The following is a 20,711-nucleotide window of genomic DNA, read 5'->3' on the forward strand; positions in this document are numbered from 1 at the left end:
GACAATCCGAAGGAGGACTAGAACGCATCCGGCGGCAAGATAGACATCACCTCTGCCGTCAAGATAAAGGCTCCGGCGGCCGGCGCGATGACCGATTTGGCCAAGGACAAGGTCAAGGAAACGCGGCTTTGCTTTGTCCAGCAGAGCCTGGGAAGCAGCACACCGAGCAACGCCGGCTCGATGGCAATCGGATCAACTCCGATCAGTATCACGCCGCAGATCGTCTCTCCCAAGACTGACTGCTGCAACCGCAAACGCCAATCATGACCAGTGGCCAGTCGAGGTCACGAGAGTCGAAATGTCGAGCGCACCCGGCAACAGCGCCGGGAGGACCCGAGGGGAAAGCATAGGCTTCCCCGACGAGACCAGCAGCTTCGATACACAATGCTGTGCAAGGGACGGGCTGTGCAAGGGACGGCGCTGACTGTGAGGACGCGCGAATCCTTGCAAACTCTGATTGCCGTCACCACACTGGTGAAGGGACTGATTCGTTAAGAGAACACTATGTCTCGCTCGAGCGACGATAGCATCAGCCCGAAACTCCGGCTGGCAATAGACCGGAAGATTGCATCTCTGCTGACTGCTATCGAGCAGGAAAAGGTCCCCGACCAGCTGACCGACCTTGCGGTTCAATTGCAGAATGCGCTTGTCGAGAAGCGTCGATGCAAAGCAAAGAAACAGGACTAGCTATCGGCGCCTGTCGACTGCGAAGTTTCCCTGTGCTGCTGACAGGTGATTGCGTCGTTCCACCAATGTCTGCAAGGAACTTTCGCCGAGGTATTCCAGCACGCTGGCACGCGCTCGGTTAAGGCGGCTTTTTACCGTTCCAACCGCGCAACCGCATATTTCGGCAGTTTCTTCATAGCTGACGCCAAGGACCCCGATCAGCATCAGGACCTCGCGCTGATGCTCCGGCAACCTCTGGACCGCGTTGGAGACTTCCTTGCTCTGAACGGACCACTCCTGCGTCGCTTCCGTAATCGGGATTGCGGAGGCGCAGTCAAGCAGGCCCGGCTTTTCCCTGTCGGCGGCCTTGATGCGCGTATAATAGCTATTGCGCATGATGGTGAAGAGCCATGACTTCATACGCGTTCCGGGCTCGAACTTGTCGATGTTGGCGAGCCCTTTGGTCAATGTCTCCTGGACCAGGTCGTCGGCATCGTCGGGAACCCGGCAGAAGGTGCGGGCGAAGGCGCGCAAGGCAGGTATCAGGTCAACGATGGAAACGTCATCCGTTTCCTGGTTGGCCAAGGGGTAGCCCCTGGAGGACAATGGTCCAGCTCCCAGCAAGAAAGAGTTGATGAACGCAGACCCTAGCTAAATGCATGAAGGTTTGGATCGTTCCGGACATCGAAATAAGGTGCTGGAAAATCTCGGATTGGGCGGGCGGCCGTCTATGACCGGTCGTTGTTCTTGGCCGCCTCTTCCCGCTGCTTTTTCAGGACTTCGTCAGTCCCGACCAGCTTTTTCGCCCCGCCGGATATCGCTGTGGACACCACCGCCGGCGGGTCGCTCGCGGGAAAAGAATCCTCAAGCCCGGCCTGCAACTGGTCTTCCAGGGTCTTCGGCTCTTCCGACCGACCAGGCGTCCTTCGGGCTTCTGCTCCCTCCAGCGGCTGTTTCATGTCAGGCGAACTACTGACCTCGCGAACGCAGGCGTAAAGCTGTTCGATGGCAAATTCCTTCATTGTCTCGAAATCGGCCCTCTCATCGCGCATTGCCTCGATCTTATCGACCATGGTCTTCTCGAACCGGTCAAGGCTATCGCGTCCGCAAGCCTGGCAAAGACGCAACAATGCTTCGTGGAGCACTTTCGGACCAAAATAAGCAGACGCCTCGAGCTTGAGCCGCTGCAGATGCTCTGGAGTCACCGCCTGAAGTTTTGACATATGCAGCCCCTTTCGCCTGCCGAGCATATCAACGGCGTTGGTCGGCAGATGTTCCAATCACCCGCGACCGGGCTCGCTAAACGGGTCGCTCGGCCACTCAACGCCATGCCGAACGCCAACGCCAACGATAGCGGGCTCTCTCACCTGACATCTGCGCAATGTCTTTGAACCCATTGGTCTTCTTGAAGATTCCGGTTCAAGCTAATTCAAGCCTGGCAATGGCCAGTCGGCCACGCCGGTTCAAGAATCCCGGACGGCAAGGCACTACCTGCATCTTGCGAGCGGAGCCTGGCGATCTTCGCCTGGGCTCCGCAAGCCGGTCACCACCAGGAATCAGGCGGCGGCTTGGAGGGCACGTTGGTTGACACCACCCTCGCCTAACCCGGTCAGCGCTTCGTCTGTCGCGACCTCTTCCTTGAGCGTTGCCTTGAGAAGGGCGGCGACATCGGCCTTTCCCATCTGTTCCGCCCAGGCGACAAGAGTGCCGTACCGGGCGATCTCGTAATGTTCGACGGCTTGCGCCGCTGCGACCAGTCCGGCATCGAGCGCAGGAGCACCGTCATAGTCTTCGAGGATCTCGGAGCCTTCTTCAATCATGCCGTCGATCGCCGGGCAGGTCTTGCCGCGTGCCGCCTTGCCAAATTTCTCGAACACCTCCTCGAGCCGGTCGACGTGAACTTCCGTCTCCATGCGATGTTTTTCGAAGGCAGCAGCCACTTTTTCCGACTCCGCGCTTTTGGCCATTTTCGGCAGCGCCCTCAGTATTTTCTTTTCGGCGTAGTAAAGATCTTTCAGCCCGTCGAGGAACAGGTCCTCAAGGCCCTTGGTTGTCGCTTTCGCAGCTTTTTTCGCAGTTGCCATGGTCGTCTCCCGCTGAGGTTTGGAGCTAGCCTCCCTAACTGGGAAGGCGACCGATAACCCCGCCGGCCGGCAACAAGTTCCCTGATGATTCGAGCCGCTGGAAATTTTTCGCCTCAGGCCGCGCAGGTGCTGCAAGGCTTACGCTGGCGAGACGGCGGTGCGAGCAAATGGCTTCGCCAGCAATCGGCTCAATCGATCCGCTTGATACGGCCCTTGTCGAGACGGAACACTCCATCCTGGCCGCCCTGCCTCTCAAAATCGGTAAGCAGATCGTCCCAAGTCCCGAGGAATTCGCCACAGTCGTCGCAAAAGATCCGGTCGTCAGGACCGGCGTCGGCCGGAATCCTCAGCCTTATCGTCAAGCAATAAGGGCATTCCAACTGGTGGTTAAGATACTGTGTGGTCATCGACGACAGCAAGAATGCACTGGAAACGTGGCCCCTGCAACCTGCTCGCGCCGGGGCAGGACGCTTGCATTGATTATATGCCGTCTTTGGTCGGAGGCCAGCCAGACTGGGCAGTCGGCGGAATGTTGTCGGAAGTCACCTCACCCCGCTTGAGTTTTCGAATGGCCTCATTGGCTTCGAGTTCATCGAGGCCGGAAAGCGGCATGCCGTCAACCACGACGGCTTCCTCGCTCTCGTCGTCATAGACTTCCCACAGGCCGTCCGAATTCTGTCGTTTGTTGTAGATGGTTGGCATGGCCGCTCCCCTCGATACCGCTATTGAACGCGTGCTACCCACTCCAGAGCCTGGGTCTTTTCGTCCGCCGGGAACACCCGCGCCTCGATCTGCGGGAACAGTGCGCCCGTCATTTCGGTAGCTGCCTTGATCCACTGTTTTTCGGACACCACTGCGGCACGCTGGAAGCGGTGGAGTTCGCCAAGTTTGCTCAAGCCGTACTGCAGATCGCGGCGCAACGCGTCGCCCGTCATGTCCTCCAGATCGGTAAGGTCGGCCAGGATGCCGATCTCTTCATGTTCGCTCAGTTTCTCTTCGATGGTCGGGATGATCTTGTCGTAGTCCTCCGCGGTCACGGTACCGGCAAACGCGAAATGCGGCGACATTCTCAGGAGCAGAAATAACCTCGATCACTTTTTCATCCTTCGGATTGGTTTTCGGGATCATGCCGAACAACTCAAGCCGCCGACGGATGTTCCCTGGTCCTTTAGACACTAACCCACCGCTTTCCTTGGCGGCTCCCGGGTCGCATTCGTGACGACGGTATAGCGCGTGATCGGACCCTCATCGGGGTCTTCTCCCTGAAAGTGAACGTCGGCGTTGTCAGGCAACCGGCTGGTATTGCCGAACGTCTTGACCGCGGACGCACGCACCAGTTGGATGTCCGGGTCCTGCTTCATGATCTTTATTGCCGCAAGCTCGGCCGTGCTGCTGCCGCCAATGCGCCAGCTGGCCTCGAGCACACCGGATCGCCAGATACCCGACGAATCGACACCCTGGCCGATATCGTAGTTGCGCCGCGAGGCGAAAAATCCAGGATACTCAGCCATCGCCGCGTCATAGGCTCTCGCCTGCGCAATTGCCGAAGCCAGTGCGCGGGGAAGCTGAAGGTCTTCGAGAGCTTCCCATCCGCCGCGCACGACAATGAGGTCCGACCCGCCATAAACGGATTGTCCCGCATTATCGGTCGTCGTCGTTTGAGTGCCGTAGTAGGCGACCATGATTTCGTCGATCTCGGTTCTGCCAACACTCAAAGTGACGACGTCACGAAGGTCAGCTTCGAGCACCAGACCGTACTCGTCCAAGTCGGGGGAGCGGTATCGCTCGAGCAGTCTCTCGACGTCAGCGACCGTGCGAACGATGTGCTGGTCCTGGCCTCGCGAGGCAAGCGGTGGCTTGAGCCGGGCCAGCCCATGCCTCAGCAGGCGTTGCGCTGCTCGCAGCGCATCGTGCCGCGAAAACACGGTGTAGCCAGGCAATACTGCGGCGGCGACAGTTCTGCCGAAGCCGGTTGACCATTCCTTCGGTCGCTCGGCCAGGTCGTCGACCAGTTCGTGGGTTATCGCCTTGGTGGTCGCGAATCGCCAAGGCACCACGCCGCCGAAGAGGTCTTGCGGCCCGTTGATACCCAGCCGTGCCGCATCGCTGGCAAGCAAGCTGTCGTCCGGCACGAAGTACAAGCGCCCGCCATTGCCGCTGCTGTGGCCTAGACCCTGCCGGAAGGCAAACCCCTTGAGCGTGGCAATGGTGCGGGCGACGGCAGCTATGGCTTCCCGCTCGTGAGCGTAGAGAGGCTCGCAGCCCGGCGCGGAGAATGCGATCACGGTGCCTTTTGGCTGGCTCGGCTGAGTGCCTCTGTGCTCGGTCATCTCGCTCGTTCCGGTGCTTCCTCGTTATGGCCATTGGGCGCCGATATTGCGGTCGCTACGCGCCCTGCCCCGGGAGAACGCAGCAGATGGCAGAAACGTTCAGCCCGGCTTGGCAGGCTCGCCGCCTGCTGCGTCTTTTCGAACGTGGGATCCATGCCGTTACCTTGGAGCGCTGCTGCGGTGCAGAACCTTTGATCGTGGAGGGACAGCGCCCCGTCTGTCCTGCCGGACATCTCCCCCACACGGGGGGAGATCGGGCCGTCATCTCCGCTTTCGCCATTCTCCAAAATTGAAAGAAAGGCAGGACGGCGAAGCTGCCGATCTCCCCCCGTGTGGGGGAGATGTCCGGCAGGACAGAGGGGCGCGCGAAGGATCGCTGCGGAGCGCTTTTATTCTGAGCCGCTGCATTCTTCGGCTGATTGCCACTGGAACGGCAACAGCCGGATGACCCGCGTTTTAATCATTCGCGTTGAATATCCCGGCTGACCGTTCGCCGCCGTCGGCTTGCAAGGATGGCGGAAAGGGTGACCGGGCGGAAATCCCAGCTGTCGACGCCGGCGTCGTACTGGCGTGTGACCGGGCTCAGCCTGCCGTGGGAATGGCCATGCAGATTGATCGATTTCTTGCCGATCTGATTCCAGGTGCGAAAAGGATAGTGGCAAAGGATCAGCAACCTGCCGTCTATCGTCAGCTCCTTGTAATGCTGTGTGCTGGCCCAACCCGCGGCCTCTATGGTCGCCGTGCCATCGTTGTTGCCGATGATCAGATGCTTCTCGCCATGGAGAGACGACAGCAGCGACGCAACGAATTCGGCCGATCCCCTGGCAAAGTCGCCGAGATGCCAGATCTCGTCATCCGGGCCGACGGTTTCGTTCCAGAGCGAAATCAACGCTCGATCGTGTTCGGCCAGCGAGCCGAATGGGCGGCGATCGATGCGCAGAATGCGGGGATCGCTGAAATGTGTGTCGGCCGTGAAATAGATCATGGTCGTTCACAGCCTTTGCGGACGTTGTCCGAACCTCGCCTTCCCGCAATTAACATTTGAGGTGGCCAACAAGATCAGACGCGGCTAACATACTCCTCGCTTTGGAGAGTGTCGTGCGCACGAGACAGTTTCAGAAAGCCAATTGTCGTTCAACCCGGTCGGATCGATCGTGACAGGGTCGTCTTGTCTGTCTCCGATGCGGCTGAAGTGCTGCTGAAGGACTGGCCGACGCCAGCGTCCAAGACGCGACTGGCTGCAATCGCAGCCTGCCTTGCTGTTATCCGCGGCGAAAAGCCGCCAAGGGTCGCACGCCAGGCGTTCATCGTCGCGGCCAAGGACGCGAGGATCCTGCTCGGCGAACAAATCTAGTCCCGTCAGGCAGAGCCTCGTTCAGGCAACTCGATCTCTTCCTTGACCTGCTCTTGCAGATCGTCACGCGCTTCGCCTTGCCAGGTGCTGAGGTCGAGTTGCTCAGACAATCGCTCGATCCCAACCGCCATAGTGCTGGTCACTGCGCGTGCCGCGCGGCAGGCTGAGCACGATCAGCGCCAGACCGATCGCAACGTCCGCCACGATCGCCGGGGTTTCACCGCCGGCAAGCACGAAGGGGGACACCGCGACCCATGCGCCAAGCACGACATTGAGGAAGCGCAGCGGCCGGACCACTTCGGCCATGGCCGTGACTGCGACCATGATAATGAGACAGCCGACGACGTGATCGCTGAAGTAAAGCGGTGGCTGCGTGCCGAAGATCAATGGCGTGGTCATCAGCAAGGCGCCGAGCAGCGTGCTTGCTGCCAGCGTCCACGGGAAGTTGACGCCGCCGGTGACAAATTCTTTCAGCACCTCGAAAACCGGACGGTCGAGGTCGGCGCCGGGCGTCTGGTTCTCCGACAGCGCCGGTCCGCCCATCCAGAAGGTACGCCAGAACGGCTCGCCTGCCCTCGTCGCGCCCCAGAGATACTGGATGGTCGCCAGCACCTCGTCGACGGAGTAAGGGATCAGCACCACCGTGACGGCGGCCTGGAGAATGCAGAGCGTGCACAGCGCGCCAATCAGCGGTGGCTGGATGATGATGAAGGACACACTGACCACGCCAAGCGGAACGATCAGTAGGCCGAACAGGAGCACCATCCACGGCATGGTGCGCCAGCGCCGTCGGTCGCCGATCGCGCCGGCGAGGATATCGAGGCAATAGGCGAAGGCGCCGAGCCCGGCATCGGCGATTGGAAAACCCTTCGAGACCCATGACGTCACCACCGCCTCGCTGCCGTTGCGCACCGGCGCGCCACCGGGGCCGAAAAACGGATCCCACAGCCCATCCGCGTGGCCCATCTGGAAGGCGGCGAGATAGCGCGAGACGAACAGGCCGACGAAGGCCAGCGCCACGATCGGTATCCGCTGCGTGAAGGTCGATGGCGAATAGGTCCAGCCCAGCGGAATGTCGTCGTCGGCCGCCAGCGCGCGGCCGCTGATGCCAGGGGTCGGCGGGATCATCACCGCAAAGGCGACGATCAGCATGCCGACGAGCGTGTCGATGGCACAGGCGGCGGCGCTGGTCGTCCAGAACAGCAACGGCGCCAGCATCACCCAAACGCCGAGCGACGCCGTGATCCACTGCACCCAGCGCCAGCGTCGGGACATGCCGATCAACGCAAAGACCGTCACCAGCAGGCCGGAAACGATCTCGCTGACGCCGAGGCCTGCGTTGCGCAATTGCGGCTCCGCGACAGCGTGCCCCAGAGCGGGTGGCATTGCGGCTGTGACGGGATCGAACAGGCCAATTGTCGTTGGCGAGGTGACCAGCCACAGTCCGAGCGCAGCGTTGGTCATCGGCGCCCAGAGCGTCCTCGACCGATGCCGTTTTATCGCCGCTTCGACGTCTTCCTTGCTTCGCTCGAGCGGTCCCTTGAGGCGCCTTTCGGCCTGCTCGATCTCGGGGTCCGAAGCCGCGACAACGGGCGGATCGAGCTTGTTGGCCGCATACCAGTCCGTGGGGTCCTGCTTCAGCCGGCGGATCATCTCCGGCAGAGTGTCCAGCAGATTGTGTCTGGGCGCCCAGCCCAGCAGGGTTTTGGCCCGCGAAATGTCGATCTCGTAATGATCGTCCGAGTTCTCGATCATCCACGGTTTGATGTCGGTGTCCTGGTCGAGCACCTCCGTCTGCACCCAGGCGCCCAGCTTCGTCAGTTGCTTCGGCAGCGCCAGGGTACGCCAGTCCTCGCCATGGATGAGCCGGCCGATGCGCTTCTGCATCTCCTCGTATGACGGTGTGTCTTCTTCGCCGATCAGAAGCACGGTCTCGGCCGGAAGTTCGGCGCGCCGGTCGACGGTGCGCACCACCGCATCGACGAGATCGTCCTTGTGCAGATAGGGCTGGCCGGCGGTGATATCGCCGGCGAACAGATACGCGGTCGGCAAGCGCTCGAAGATGCGGGCGATCTGCTGGGCAATAAAGGCCGCCCGGCAGTCTTCGTCATAGACGCCGGCGAGCCGCAGGATCACCGTCTTGATCTGGCCGCCCTCCCGCGAAATCAGCGCCTCGGTTTCGGCTTTCGATCTTGGGTAGGCCCAGGCCGGGTCAAGCGGCGAGTCCTCATTGATTTTCGCGCCCTTCTCCGGGCTTGGCGCATGGACGAGAAGCGTGCTGGAGAACACGAACTGTTCGCTCTCGACCGCCGTCAGCGCCTTCAGGAGCCGGCGCGTGCCCTGCACGGTGACGGCGTCATATTTCGGGTTGTCCTCGCCGGTCGTGTCATAATAGGCGGCAAGATGGACGACCGAAGCGATGCGGCCGCCGCTGCGCTCCCGTGCCGCCTGCACAGCCCTGCTCACGCCCTCATCGGAGGTGAGATCGATCTCGATCGTCTCCATGCCGGCGGGGGCATGCTTCGGTTTTGCGACGTCGAGGCCGATGACGCGATAGCGATCGATCAAGCCTCGCGCGATCGCCTGCCCCAGGAAGCCGCTGCTGCCGGTGACAAGAACCGTCGGAAGGGTCGTGCCGTGATTTGCCACGGCTCAGGCCTGTTCGCCAAGCCGTCTGGACTTCAGCCCGGCAACCTGCCGGTCCGGATCACGGTTAGCCGCAGTTCCATTCAGCCGGATGTGGCGCAATGTCTTGTCGAAGCTCATCATTGCCTCAAAGAAGGGGGCGCCCCGCGCCCCACTCAGTGAGTAACACCGGCATGGCCGAAATGTTTCCGCGTCAGGTCGGGAAATTGTTGCTATCCATCCGGAGAGACGGATCTGTTCCGCCCGCCTATTCGGGGTTCCATTCCGCCTTGCGTGCCCGCGCTTCCTCGAAGATCAGCTTGAACTCCCGCATCATCGCGCTCTCAATGGCGAATGCACGGCTTGGCACGGCGCCGGGGTCTTCCTGATTGTTCTGGAATTGAAAACGGGCCTCCAGTTCGGCCCATATTCGCTCGGAGGTCTTGTCGGGGCCGGCAAGCAGCGCGACGACCAGCGCCAGAGTCTCTCGCTGGGCATTGAGCCGACCCTCGATCTCTTCATTCGTCAACTCGGACATGTGGGATCGCTTCCGGTTTCAGGCGAAACGGCAAAATCGCATCCTTGTTCCGGAATTCAGCTCGTCGGCTCGCAGAGAGAGCCTACTGCTCCCTGAAAGCTCGCTGGATCTGATCCGCCAAAGGTTTCACGAGATAGGACAGCATGGTACGGTTGCCGGTCGAAAAGAACACCTCGACAGGCATGCCTGGCGCCAGGGCCACGCCCTTGAGCCGGCTAAGCTCTGTGCGCGGTAAAGCAACATGCACGGTGTAAAAGCCGGTGCCTGTTTTCTCATCGACATTGAGGTCGGCGGAAATCTTGCTGACCGCACCATTCAGTTCCGGCGTCGTTTGCTGATTGAATGCCGACAGCCGCAGGGTCGCGCCTTGCCCTGGCGTCAACTGATCGATGTCTTGCGGAGCCACGCGCGCCTCGACGGTCAGGTCGTCCGTCACCGGGACAATCAGCATGATGAGCTCGCCTGGAGATATAACGCCACCGACCGTGTGCACGCCGAGCTGATGAACGACACCGTTCTGCGGACTGCGTATGTCGATGCGTTTGAGCTGATCTTCGGCCGAAATTTTGCGCTCGACGGACTCGGAGATCTTTGCCTGGACGTCTCGCAGTTCGCTTGCCACTTCGCTGCGCAAATCCTGGTCGATCTGGATGATCTGCAAACGGATTTCGGAGGTACGACCCTTCGATTGCGCTATGGCCGCAGTCAGTTGCCCGTGCTCGCCTTTAAGCCGCACGGCATCGCGTTCAAGCGCAGTAATACGATCGATCGAAACCAGCTTGCGTTGCCAAAGTCTGCGCATGCCTTCGAGCTCAAAGCCGATCAACTTGATTTCCTGGCTCTTGGCATCTCTTTGCTCGGTCAAGCCGGAAACCTCTTCGGCAAGCTGCGCAATGCGCTCCTGCAACTGAGCCTTCTGACCGGCGCGTGCCTGTCGGCGAAATTCGAACAGCGATTGCTCGCCGGCCATCGCCCGACCAATCTCGGGGGCATCCTGGCGTGACTCAAGCGAAGCTGGAAAGACGATGCTTGCCTTGCCGTCGCGCTCGGCCTCAAGGCGAGCCAGCCGCGCCTCGAATTCGTCCAGGCTCTTGGTGACGATCGCCAAATTGGCCCGGGTGATGGTCTCATCGAGGCGGATCAAGACCTTGCCCGATTGCACGGCATCGCCGTCCCGGACGAAGATTTGACCGACAACGCCACCCGTCGGATGCTGCACCTTCTTGACGCTGGAATCGACAACCAGCTTTCCCGAAGCGATGACGGCTCCGGAAATCTCGGTGACGGCGGCCAAACTCCCCGCCCCGCCAACCAGCAGGATGCAGGTTGCGACACCGCCAAGCAGATAGCGTCGAATGGTGCGATCGGCTGCGAATATCGTGCGTTGCGCCATCAGGATGCCGTCTCTTCAAGTCCGGAAACGACTTTCAAGGGAACGCCCGCTGGGCGGGTTATCTTGTTCAAGATCTCATTCTTCGGGCCAAAGGCCTGAATACGGCCGTTCGCCATCACAAGAACCTGATCCAGGCTGGCCAGCGCGCTCGGCCGATGTGCGACCACGATGGCAATACCGCCTCGAGCGCGAACAGCTTGAATCGCCACCGTCAACGCGGCCTCGCCTTCCGCATCGAGGTTGGAGTTAGGCTCGTCGAGAACAACCAGAAACGGGTCACCGTAGAGAGCCCGGGCAAGCGCTACCCGCTGCCTCTGGCCAGCCGAAAGCGCCGAACCGGCCTCGCCGATGCGTGTCTCGTAGCCTTCCGCCAGGTGGATGACGAGTTCATGAACGCCGGCCGCGCGCGCAGCCGCCAATATCTTGTCGGAAGGCGCTTGCGGCTCGAAGCGCGCGATGTTCTCGGCAATGGTGCCGTCGAACAGTTGCACATCCTGCGGCAGATAGCCGACATGCTTGCCCAGTTCTTCCGGCGACCATTGGTCGAGTGTTGCGCCATCCAGCCTGACGGTGCCGCGAACCGGGAGCCATATGCCGGCAATCGCGCGCACGAGCGATGACTTGCCCGAAGCGCTCGGCCCGACGATGCCGAGGCCGACGCCCTGTCCCAGTGCAAAGGTGGCGTCCTGCACGACCATCCGGCGCTCACCCGGCGGTGCGACACTGATACTTTCGACCGAAAGAGCAGATCTCGGAGCAGGCAGCGAGACACTTGTCGCAGTTTCGGGAAGCAGGACCAAAAGCTGGGTCAAGCGGGCCCAGGCCTGGCGGGCGGTGACGAAGCCCTTCCAGTGGGCGATAGCCAGTTCGATCGGTGCGAGCGCCCGGCTCATCATGATCGAACTGGCGATCATGATGCCGCCGGTCGCTTCCTGATGGATGACCAGATAAGCGCCGATCGCCAGAATGCCCGATTGCAGCATCATGCGCAGGATCTTCGCGATCGTTGCGAGCGTCCCGGCAAGGTCGCTGGCCGTTGCATTGGTGTCCAGATAGCCGGCATTGATCCCTGACCAGCGCTCGGCGATGCGCGAGCCAAAGCCCATGGCCTGCAGAACCTCGGCATTGCGACGTGTCGCTTCGGCAAGTGTATTGCGCGCTGCCGCTTGACTGTTTGCCTTTCTGGCGGGCTCTCGCGTGCGTATTTCGGCAAGCAATGCCAGGCTGAACAGAATAACCACGCCGGCCAGCGCCGTCATGCCGATCCAGAAGTGGAACAGGAAGCAGATCAAGAGGTAGAGCGGCATCCACGGCAGGTCGAAAAGCGCGGTCGGGCCTGCGCTCGACATGAACGATCGCACCTGGTCAAGATCCCGCAAGGATTGAAGGCCGTCGCCTGCGAGCTTGGTGCGCAGCGGCAGACGCATGAGGGCGGCATAGACCTGTCCGCTCAAGCGCGCGTCCAGCGCCATCCCGATGCGCACCAGCAAACGCGACCGGATGAGTTCGAGAACGCCCTGAAAAACGAAAAGTGTGCCGGCAAACACGGCGAGCCCGACGAGCGTCGGCACGCTGCGGCCGGGTATGACGCGATCATAGACCTGCAGCATGAAGAACGAGCCGGTCAGCGCCAGGACATTGACGACGCCGCTCATCAACGCAATTCCGGCCAACGCACGACGGAAAGAAGCGAGAACCGCCGCGAGTGTCGTTCGCGGCGGCTCGGGTGGAATGGGATGCGACGTCGGCTTCACATCAGTTCCAGTTCGGTCTCAGGCGGCAATGGCCGCGCCCGAAATGATGACGAACGTGTCGGTGCCGAGTCCATCTGTCAAATGTCAGATAACCCAGTCTTGCAACGCATAGGCATGGATGTAGTCGATCTGCATTTCGGCAGGCGTCGCAAGCTCGTCGGCGGGCTCTCCCGCCTGGCCACCAATCCCCATATTCACCAGCATATACATCGGGTCATGCATGTCGGCAGGCGTTGCGGCACGAGCGACTTCGACGTCGTCGAAATACCAGACGAGTTCCTCTTCTGTCCAAAGCACACCATACGTGTGGAACCCTTCGGTATCCGCGGCATAGGCCGTCGTGCCTACTGTTGTATGTGTTCCCGTCGCGTTCGAGTGGCCTGTCAGGATGAGCTTGTTTGGATCTTTACCGAACATCTCGATGACGTCCAGTTCCGGTGGCCAGGAGCCGTCCGCCGGGAGAAGCCAGAAGGCCGGCCAAGCACCTTGTGTTTCGGGCATGTCGGCTCGAATTTCAAAATAGCCGTAGGTCTGCGCGAAGGATTCGTAGGTCGTCAGCAACCCTGACGTGTATTCGTAGTTATTTATGTAGGGACGGATCGCTTCAGGAGCCCGGGCGGCGGTAATGGTGAGAACGCCGTCCTCGATGCTGAACGGATTGACGGAGCGTGTCGGGGCGTAGTCGGTATCGATGTACCATTGAAGATCATTGTTGCTCGTGAGCGTGCTGCCGTTCGCGGCCCCCCACCAGTAATTCGAATCCCAGGTGCCGCTCGAGCCGTTCCACAGGTCCAGCGTATCGAACTCGTCCGAAAAGGTCAGTTCCAGGGCCGACCTGTCCACGGCCAGCTTGAACTGGCTTGCGGTGAAATCGCCGATGGTCTTGTTGGCGAAGACGAGAAACTCGCCGTCGGACAGATTTAGCCGGACGTTGGCTCCCGACTGGACCATGTTGGCGCGCACCTCTTCGAAGGAGGTGAAGCCGTAGCTCCCGACGCGAACCGTATCCGTCGCGCCAAGGTCCAGGATCAGATCACTGCCGTTGCCGGGGTTGACGACGAAAATGTCCGCCCCGGATCCGCCCTTGAGCACGTCATCGCCCTGCAAGCCGTCGAGCGTCTGTTGGCCGGAGCTGCCGGTAACGATGTTGTTCAGCTCGTTGCCGAAAGCATAGCGTTTGTCGCCGGTGACCGTCAGGTTCTCGAAATTGGCTGGGAGCTTGTAGCTCATCCAGGTCGAGATGGTGTCCACGCCCTCGCCGGACAGCTCGACCGCCTTGTTTTTCGCGGCATACAGATAATAGATGTCGTCGCCCTTGCCGCCACGCATTGTGACGGTGACGGCAGCGTCGCCATACATCGAGTCGTTGTATGTGCTGCCATAAAGGGTCGGGCCGGAATTCGTCGCCGAATACCACCTTGCGGAGGAGCCGCTGTAGGCAAGTGGAACGCCCTTGGCGTTCAGAACCGTGGCCATCCCGGTGTTTTCTCCTTTGTCTCGCTCGATAGCAGCCCTAACATCTATCGAGGGCAAAAGGAGCCACTAATCTTCGGTTTTCGAGTTCGCGGGGTTAGCAAACGGTTAACATGCGCGACCACTTGCCTGGGATGGACCGTCAGTAGACCTTGAAAGCGCCCGCATCGGCTCGTGCATCGACATCGGTGATCAGCATGTGCCCCGGAGATACCGTGATCGAGGTCGCCAGCTCGGCACGAGCAAGCGCATCCTGCGCGGTGATGCTGCTGGCCCAGAATACAGCGACCTCCCCGTCCATGATTTTAACCGCATCGCCCCAGTCGGGAGCCATCAAGTCGGCTATTCCGATGACCGTGGGATCTCCGACATGGATGGGAGAGCCGTGGGCATGCGGGAAGCGTGCGGTGACGGCGCGAACCCTGTCGACATCGCAACGGCTTATCGGACGCATCGAGACGACCATTTCGCCACCAAACGGTCCGACGCGGCACGTCTGGATCCTGGTTCGGAACTTGGGTGAGGCCTTTCCGCAGCCGATGCGGCTCAGTTTCTTTTCGGCAAGTGCAGCTTCGACGGTCAGCGAACTGCCGAGCGCGAAAGCGGCAAAATCATCCTGCCACAGGTCGATGATGTCCGTCCTCCGACGGGTCAGCTCGCCGAAATGATAGATGTTGTACTGGGGCGCATCGGTGCGGATGTCGATGTCGCCCAGCGCTGGGATCAATGGGCTGCCGGCGCGATTAACGCCGACCAATGGACAGGGTTTCGGGTTGCGGATGCAGAACTGGTGGAAATCGCTGGCAAAGCTGCGCGGCACAATCACAACATTGGCCTGGAGCTTGCCGTGCGCCAGCCCCTCTGTATGCCCCTCATAGGCGCCCGTTCTGACAAGCCTGCGCAGCCTGTCCGCATCGACCAGTCGCAGGTCCTCGAAGATCGGTGAAGTGGTCAGGCGAGCCATGGCTTCCGGTTCAGAGACAAATCGGGAGGGCGTAAGATGGTTGGCGGCTCGGCTGCTTGTCAAATTGTCAGAATCTTTCCTCAACGATAAATTGTATTTATTGGCCGGCCAACGATTGCTTCATCTTGCGACCGACGCTTGCGCAAACCTTCCTGTTGTCGCAAACCTTCCTGTTCTCGCAAATCTTCCTGCTATCATTGACAGCCGCGGCAGCCGATCGCTTCTATCTGTCGGCCTGCCTCGTGCAGAAAGCCAAGGTCCCGCTCCATGTAGAAGAGCAGGAAAGCAGAATAGAGGACAAAGACGAGGCTAAACACCAGCGTCTTCACGATCAGCGAAAGCGCAAAAACATTGAGGTGCGGCGAGGCGCGCGCCAAAAAGGCCAGCACAAGGTCAGACAACAGCATGCTGATGATGAGCGGGAAAACCAGGGTCAATGCCATCATCAGAATGCGGTTCAAGAGATCGAGGAAGATGCCGGCAGCATCCTTGCTGAACACCGGCAGAAGCTGGTCGATCGGCCACAGGCCATAGCTGTCGTAGAGGCTGGTCAGGGAAAGCTCGAGGCCGCCGGCAGCCAGGTAGACCGTCACCATGATGACGGCGAGCAAGGTGCCGGTGGCGCTCGTCTCATGGGTCATCATCGGATCGATCAGCGTCCCCATCGTCGAGCCGCGCTGCAGGTCCAGGATATCGCCGGCAGCCTCGGCCGCCCAGAACGGAATGCCCATCGCCAGCCCGAGCGTTACCCCGACGACGACCTCCTTGAGCATGTAGGCGACGATCATCGTCGTCGCGATGTCGGTGTTTGTCAGCTTGTCGACAATCATCGGAAAGACCGGAACCGCCAGCGCCAGGGCAACGCCGTTGCGCAGAAGGCCCGACAGCGGCACGCGCGAAAAGAGCGGCATCAGCAGCATGAACCCGGTCATGCGGGCGAGCGCGAAAGCTCCCGCCAGAAGAAACAACTGAAGCTCCTTGACCGACGCGAAGAAGGGTTCGACCGGCATCTGCGTGCCTCAACGCGTGACGACGGGGAATTCGTCCAGCGCCGTCGAGGCCTGCTCGGCGATCTGCTGGCCAAGCAGCGGACCGAAGACGATGATGACCAGCAGGATCACGACAAGCTTGATCGTCTGCGGCAGGGACTGGTCCTGAATTTGCGTCAGCGCCTGGGCCAGTCCGACCAGGATGCCGACGGCCAGCGCCGCGACGATCGCCGGGCCTGACGCGAACAGCACCGTCAAGAGCGCGCCCTGGACCTTCGCCAGGATGAAGTCATTGCTCATGCAAACCTCCCAGCGGCGTCAGACGTAACTCAGGATCAGGCCGTGCATCAGCCGCGACCAGCCATCTATGGCGACGAAAAGGAACAGTTTCAGCGGGACCGAAATGAGGACCGGCGAGACCATGATCATGCCGAGCGTCATCAGGATGTTGGCAACGACGATGTCGATGATGAGGAAGGGAAGATAAAGCAGAAAGCCGATTTCAAATGCCCGCGTGAGCTCTGACGCGACAAAGGCAGGAACAAGTATCGAAAGATCGTCGTCCTTCAGATCTTGTCGTGCCTGTTCCGGCCACAGGCGGTTCGTTCCGTCGAGAAAGAACTGCCGCTCTTCCGGCTGGGTGAACTTGATCAGGTGCTGCTGCAATGGTTCCCTCACCAGTTGCGTCGCCCTGGCGAGGTCGTCGGTCGTCTGGAACTGAACCTGCCCTTCCTGGAGCCGTCCCGACATCTCGCTCAGCAACGGCGTCGTGACATAGACCGTGAGCACGAGCGCTATGCCGTAGAGCACCAGATTGGGCGGCATCTGCTGGACGCCGAGCGCATTGCGGATGAGGAACAGCACGACCGAGATCTTCAGGAAACCGGTCATGGTGACGACTGCCAGCGGCAGCAGACCGACAAAGCCGACGGCAATCAGGATCCCAAGCAGGTTGGGCGAATTGTCAAGCATTGTCGAACATACGGGCGATCCGCACGCCCAGGCTCTCCCCAATCCGGACGATCTCGCCACGGCCGACGCGTTTGCCATTGGCGATGATGTCGACCGTCTCCTTCGTCACATTGGCGAGCGGAACGATGGCGCCGGGCGCAAGCTGCCTTACCTCGCCGAGAGGCATCGCCGTGCGGCCGAGTTCGAAGGCAAGCGCAACCGGCAGCTCGTCCAGAGTTGCCTCCTCCAACGCCTGATCGGCGTGCGGCGGCGTGTCTTGGTTCATGGTCCACTCCCATTTCGATCCAGCGATTGCAGTCGGCGCGGCAAGCAGTTGCGGCCCGCTGGCAGTCAGCACCGCCGGGGCATAAAGCCGCTCGGCAATGACCAATGCCGCCTCTTCCTCTTCGTCATCGAAAAGCACCACATCGCCAGGTTGCAGGCTTTGAAGATCACCGTGGCTGATTGTAAGCGCGTTGCGCCAGAGGCAGACCGGCAACGGGAATTCGGCAGGAACCGGAGGTCTTGCTTTGCCGATCGCGTCGAGAAAGCGCCCGGCCCGCACCGCCAGACCGACGCTGTCGGTGTGCAAGGCGCAACCTATGGTTTCGTCCTTGCCGGCCAAGACGAAAGCCAACGCGGTTTGGTCCAGAACGCTGTCTTCTTGTTCGATCGACGTAATGGTGATCGTCTCGCCCAGCTTGCTCTCTATCCATTCGAGATCCTTTTCGAATTCGGACTCCAGCAGCAGTGCCGCGTGAGCGGGCGCCAGTCGTTTCAGGTCGATCAGCTCGTCAGCCTTGGCAAGACCTCGTTCGACAACAGATAACGGCAGGCGCAACTTGCCCGCCATGTCTCCGAGAGTGAACGCAATCGTGCATATTGGCTGGTCCACAGGGTTCGGTGCCGGCCAGACGGCCGCGAGCGCCATGGTTTTCCCGGCAATCGTGATCTGCGCGGGAGCACGACGGCGGTAGAAGGCGTTCAATGCCTCAACCTCCACAGCCGCAACAGAATCCAATGCCAGCGGCTCGCCAACGCTCGAGCGTGTGCGTCTCGCCGGCTCTGCGCGCGCTTTCTTTTTTTCCGACGCCAAGGCCTGAGGCATCACACTTCCATATTCACGATCACGGATTGGACTATCGTTCTGTGGGCAAGCGCAGTGGACCGCGCTCGTCTTCCTCGGAAAGCTCGGCAAGCGCCAGGCTGCGACGCGCAGTGCGTTTGGTCAGATGCTGCAACAGCCCGTCCAGCTTCGTCACCGCCTTCATGCTGGCGCCATGATCGTTGCGGGCGGCCGATAACTCGGTCTTGCGTCGTTGCTCGGTGACGCCGGCCATCTTCTCGTTTTCCCGGAGCTGCTCGGTTTGCCTGGCGGCGTTCTCGAACTGTCCCTGAAGCCGGTAAAGGCTGGCGGCCTTCACCGGTTGCCCGACAAGCGAAGCGAATGCTGCATCCTCAGCGTCGGCTGTGCGCTGCAGGTGTTCGCTGACCGCGGCGGCTGCCTCCCGAACCGCCCGGGCGGCCCGCTGCGCAGCGGCGTATCGCCTTATGACCGCTTCGTTTGCGCGCTGTTCACCGTGGCGCCTGAGGTCGCGCAATCGTCCGATCATGTCACGATCTTTCATTGACGATCCCCCGCATGCGTTCGCGTGTCTGCTCGATGGTCTCGTGGGTGGCGGAAGGCTGTCGCAAGAAGGCGTTGATGGTGTCGATCTTCGCCACCGCCTCGTCCGCCACCGCATCGCTGCCCTTTTCGTATTCGCCGACGCGCAGCAGCAATTCGACGTCGGCGTAGCGGGCGAGCAACTCCCGTAAGCGGCCGGCGTCCGACCGATGCTCAGCCGGCACCACCGTGTCCATGAGGCGGCTGCGGCTGCGCAGCACGTCGATGGCCGGGAAATGGTTGCGCTGCGCAAGCTCGTTCGACAGAAAGACGTGGCCGTCGAGAAGCGCCTGGATTTCTTCGGCAACCGGGTCCAGCGTGCCATCGCCCTCGAGAAGAACGCTGTAGAGGCTTGTAATGGAGCCGACGCGGCCAGGCCCTGAGCGCTCGAGCAATCGGGGCAGAACTGCAAAAAGCGAAGACGGGAAACCGCGACGCGTCGGCGGCTCGCCTGAAGCGAGGCCAATCTCGCGCTGCGCACGGGCAAACCGCGTGATGTTGTCCATTGCCAGCAGCACATGCTTGCCCTGGTCGCGAAAATATTCGGCAATGCTGGTTGCCACATAAGCAGCCTTGACGCGCTCGATCGCCGGCCGATCGGACGTCGCGACGACGATGACTGCGCGCGCCAGCCCTTCCGGCCCAAGCTGATGCTCGATGAATTCGCGCACTTCACGTCCGCGTTCGCCGACAAGCGCAACCACGGCAACATCTGCGTCGGTGCCGCTGACGATATCGGAAAGCAGGATCGACTTGCCGACGCCAGGCTCGCCGAAGATGCCGACGCGCTGCCCACGCGCGCAGGTGAGAAGCCCATCAAGGGCGCGGATTCCGAGCTGGATAGGCTCGGAAATCAAACTGCGCTCCAGCGGCGACGGCGGATAGGCGTTGACCGGATAGCTGCCGGTAATGCCATCCGGCGCAAGCGGCTTGCCATCCAATGGCTCGCCGAACGCGCTGATCACCCGACCAAGCAGGCCGGGCCCGACAGGCACCGTCTGGGTCTTTCCAGTCGCAATGACCTCGGTGAGGCTTGAAAGGCCGGTGAGATCGCCAAGCGGAACAAGGATCGCCATCTCGTCCATGAGCCCGACGACTTCCGCCTTGGTCGCCGTGCCGGTCCTGGGATCGAGGAGTTCGCAGATCTCGCCGATCCGAACCTCCTCCACGGTCGCGTGAATGACCGTGCCGGTGACCCGCCGTACACGCCCTTTCCTCGGCCGGCTGGCATCTTCACGCAGGCCGGAACGCAGGTTCGGAACGATCGATGCGAGGCGGCTCTCGAGCTTGGTGGCGGGACTTGTCATGCCGCCGCCTCGGCCTTTGATGAAATCGCAGCGGCAATGGCGTTGAGCTGTGCCTCGATGCTGGCGTCGATGACGGCAATGTCGGTCGAGAGGATGCAGGCGCCCGTCGCCAGCGTATCGTCGGCATCGATCTCGACCGTCATGCCCAGGTCACTCTCGCGCAGGACCGCGTTCAGTTCGTCGCGGACCCTGTTAACGGAAGCAGGATGAAGTCGGACTTTTAGATATTTGGCGCGGCGAATTTCAGTGACTGCCTGCGCGGCCGCCTTGGCGACCAGCATGCTCGCGTCGAATTCTCCCAGCACTCGCCTGACCACATCGAGAGCCAGATTGATGATTTCGGCTTCCAGCCCACCGAGATAGCGATCTACCTTGACCGCGGTCTCGCTCACCAGACGCGCGGCATCCTCGTCGCCTCGCGCCTTGCCGTCTTCATAACCCTGCGCATATTCGGCCGCATAGGCTCGCCGAGCGGCGTCACGCAACTGCTGCGCATCACGCCTGGCTTCGTCGAGAAAAGCGTGCCCATCCTGCCAGGCGCGTGCCTCGGCGGCGCGCAGGATGCGGGCGACGGGGCGCCTCGGCACGGTAGTGGTCGCTTTGCCCGGTTCGACCAT

Annotated in this window: 24 protein-coding genes; 2 read left to right on the forward strand and 22 right to left on the reverse strand. The window is 61.1% G+C overall.

Annotated elements, in window-relative coordinates:
- Positions 1 to 17: 17 nt before the first annotated feature.
- On the reverse strand, positions 18 to 233 hold the full coding sequence (locus tag M727_RS0115955) for a hypothetical protein (protein WP_027153519.1): 216 nt from the start codon (positions 231 to 233) through the stop codon (positions 18 to 20).
- A 271-nt stretch (positions 234 to 504) separates the two neighbouring features.
- On the opposite strand from M727_RS0115955, the gene M727_RS0115960 reads away from it, so the two are divergent.
- Positions 505 to 687 carry a hypothetical protein gene (locus tag M727_RS0115960; RefSeq protein ID WP_023801247.1) on the forward strand — a complete coding sequence of 61 codons (183 nt, stop codon included), beginning with the start codon at positions 505 to 507 and terminating at the stop codon, positions 685 to 687.
- Here M727_RS0115960 and M727_RS0115965 read toward each other — a convergent pair whose 3' ends face one another.
- The 8 genes from M727_RS0115965 to M727_RS0116000 all read right to left on the reverse strand — a co-directional run bounded on the left by M727_RS0115965 (position 688) and on the right by M727_RS0116000 (position 6,065).
- Positions 688 to 1,251, reverse strand: coding sequence for a sigma-70 family RNA polymerase sigma factor (locus tag M727_RS0115965; protein WP_027153520.1), 564 nt, complete (start codon positions 1,249 to 1,251; stop codon positions 688 to 690).
- A gap of 143 nt (positions 1,252 to 1,394) precedes the next feature.
- Positions 1,395 to 1,946: a hypothetical protein gene (locus M727_RS0115970; protein ID WP_245268651.1), complete on the reverse strand. Its 552-nt coding sequence runs from the start codon at positions 1,944 to 1,946 to the stop codon at positions 1,395 to 1,397.
- A gap of 276 nt (positions 1,947 to 2,222) precedes the next feature.
- Positions 2,223 to 2,750, reverse strand: coding sequence for a ferritin-like domain-containing protein (locus M727_RS0115975; RefSeq protein ID WP_027153522.1), 528 nt, complete (start codon positions 2,748 to 2,750; stop codon positions 2,223 to 2,225).
- Between the two features lie 188 nt (positions 2,751 to 2,938).
- Positions 2,939 to 3,112, reverse strand: a complete 174-nt coding sequence (locus M727_RS0115980; protein ID WP_245268652.1) for a hypothetical protein — start codon at positions 3,110 to 3,112, stop codon at positions 2,939 to 2,941.
- Between the two features lie 118 nt (positions 3,113 to 3,230).
- The gene (locus M727_RS0115985; protein ID WP_023799490.1) at positions 3,231 to 3,452 is read right to left on the reverse strand and encodes a hypothetical protein; all 222 of its coding nucleotides are present in this window, start codon (positions 3,450 to 3,452) and stop codon (positions 3,231 to 3,233) included.
- 20 nt (positions 3,453 to 3,472) lie between these two features.
- Positions 3,473 to 3,817 (reverse strand): STAS/SEC14 domain-containing protein, encoded by a 345-nt coding sequence (locus tag M727_RS0115990; RefSeq protein ID WP_027153524.1) that lies wholly within the window; start codon positions 3,815 to 3,817, stop codon positions 3,473 to 3,475.
- Positions 3,818 to 3,925: 108 nt separating this feature from the next.
- Complete coding sequence (locus M727_RS0115995) at positions 3,926 to 5,035, reverse strand: DUF3182 family protein (RefSeq protein ID WP_198032644.1); 1,110 nt, start codon at positions 5,033 to 5,035, stop codon at positions 3,926 to 3,928.
- Positions 5,036 to 5,540: 505 nt separating this feature from the next.
- Entirely contained in the window at positions 5,541 to 6,065 is a 525-nt protein-coding gene (locus M727_RS0116000; protein ID WP_027153526.1) for a metallophosphoesterase family protein, read from the reverse strand.
- A gap of 108 nt (positions 6,066 to 6,173) precedes the next feature.
- On the opposite strand from M727_RS0116000, the gene M727_RS0116005 reads away from it, so the two are divergent.
- Complete coding sequence (locus M727_RS0116005; protein WP_036262379.1) at positions 6,174 to 6,434, forward strand: DUF982 domain-containing protein; 261 nt, start codon at positions 6,174 to 6,176, stop codon at positions 6,432 to 6,434.
- 102 nt (positions 6,435 to 6,536) lie between these two features.
- On the opposite strand, the gene M727_RS0116010 is transcribed toward M727_RS0116005, so the two are convergent.
- The 13 genes from M727_RS0116010 to sctL form a co-directional block, all read right to left on the reverse strand.
- Positions 6,537 to 9,083 (reverse strand): NAD-dependent epimerase/dehydratase family protein, encoded by a 2,547-nt coding sequence (locus tag M727_RS0116010; RefSeq protein WP_027153528.1) that lies wholly within the window; start codon positions 9,081 to 9,083, stop codon positions 6,537 to 6,539.
- Positions 9,084 to 9,327: 244 nt separating this feature from the next.
- Positions 9,328 to 9,597, reverse strand: coding sequence for a hypothetical protein (locus M727_RS0116015; protein ID WP_036262381.1), 270 nt, complete (start codon positions 9,595 to 9,597; stop codon positions 9,328 to 9,330).
- 82 nt (positions 9,598 to 9,679) lie between these two features.
- A complete protein-coding gene (locus M727_RS0116020; protein WP_027153530.1) occupies positions 9,680 to 10,990 on the reverse strand; it encodes an HlyD family type I secretion periplasmic adaptor subunit in 1,311 nt (436 codons plus the stop codon).
- On the reverse strand, positions 10,990 to 12,744 hold the full coding sequence (locus M727_RS0116025) for a type I secretion system permease/ATPase (RefSeq protein ID WP_084646752.1): 1,755 nt from the start codon (positions 12,742 to 12,744) through the stop codon (positions 10,990 to 10,992). Before M727_RS0116025 ends, M727_RS0116020 begins: the two co-directional genes overlap by 1 nt.
- An 84-nt stretch (positions 12,745 to 12,828) precedes the next feature.
- Complete coding sequence (locus M727_RS0116030; RefSeq protein ID WP_027153532.1) at positions 12,829 to 14,220, reverse strand: family 16 glycosylhydrolase; 1,392 nt, start codon at positions 14,218 to 14,220, stop codon at positions 12,829 to 12,831.
- 139 nt (positions 14,221 to 14,359) lie between these two features.
- On the reverse strand, positions 14,360 to 15,181 hold the full coding sequence (locus M727_RS0116035) for a DUF1445 domain-containing protein (protein ID WP_027153533.1): 822 nt from the start codon (positions 15,179 to 15,181) through the stop codon (positions 14,360 to 14,362).
- 194 nt (positions 15,182 to 15,375) lie between these two features.
- A complete protein-coding gene (gene sctT / locus M727_RS0116040) occupies positions 15,376 to 16,191 on the reverse strand; it encodes a type III secretion system export apparatus subunit SctT (RefSeq protein ID WP_027153534.1) in 816 nt (271 codons plus the stop codon).
- A gap of 9 nt (positions 16,192 to 16,200) precedes the next feature.
- Positions 16,201 to 16,470, reverse strand: coding sequence for a flagellar biosynthetic protein FliQ (locus M727_RS0116045; RefSeq protein WP_023799503.1), 270 nt, complete (start codon positions 16,468 to 16,470; stop codon positions 16,201 to 16,203).
- An 18-nt stretch (positions 16,471 to 16,488) separates the two neighbouring features.
- Positions 16,489 to 17,142 (reverse strand): type III secretion system export apparatus subunit SctR, encoded by a 654-nt coding sequence (sctR, locus tag M727_RS0116050; protein ID WP_023799504.1) that lies wholly within the window; start codon positions 17,140 to 17,142, stop codon positions 16,489 to 16,491.
- On the reverse strand, positions 17,135 to 18,319 hold the full coding sequence (sctQ, locus tag M727_RS0116055; protein ID WP_156941547.1) for a type III secretion system cytoplasmic ring protein SctQ: 1,185 nt from the start codon (positions 18,317 to 18,319) through the stop codon (positions 17,135 to 17,137). The genes sctR and sctQ overlap by 8 nt, the downstream gene beginning before the upstream one ends.
- Positions 18,261 to 18,749: a hypothetical protein gene (locus tag M727_RS0116060; RefSeq protein WP_027153536.1), complete on the reverse strand. Its 489-nt coding sequence runs from the start codon at positions 18,747 to 18,749 to the stop codon at positions 18,261 to 18,263. Before M727_RS0116060 ends, sctQ begins: the two co-directional genes overlap by 59 nt.
- Positions 18,736 to 20,094 (reverse strand): FliI/YscN family ATPase, encoded by a 1,359-nt coding sequence (locus M727_RS0116065; protein ID WP_027153537.1) that lies wholly within the window; start codon positions 20,092 to 20,094, stop codon positions 18,736 to 18,738. The genes M727_RS0116060 and M727_RS0116065 overlap by 14 nt, the downstream gene beginning before the upstream one ends.
- Positions 20,091 to 20,711, reverse strand: a complete 621-nt coding sequence (gene sctL / locus M727_RS0116070) for a type III secretion system stator protein SctL (RefSeq protein ID WP_027153538.1) — start codon at positions 20,709 to 20,711, stop codon at positions 20,091 to 20,093. Before sctL ends, M727_RS0116065 begins: the two co-directional genes overlap by 4 nt.

The sequence above is a fragment of the Mesorhizobium sp. WSM2561 genome (assembly GCF_000513915.1).
GTDB classification, from domain to species: domain Bacteria; phylum Pseudomonadota; class Alphaproteobacteria; order Rhizobiales; family Rhizobiaceae; genus Mesorhizobium; species Mesorhizobium muleiense.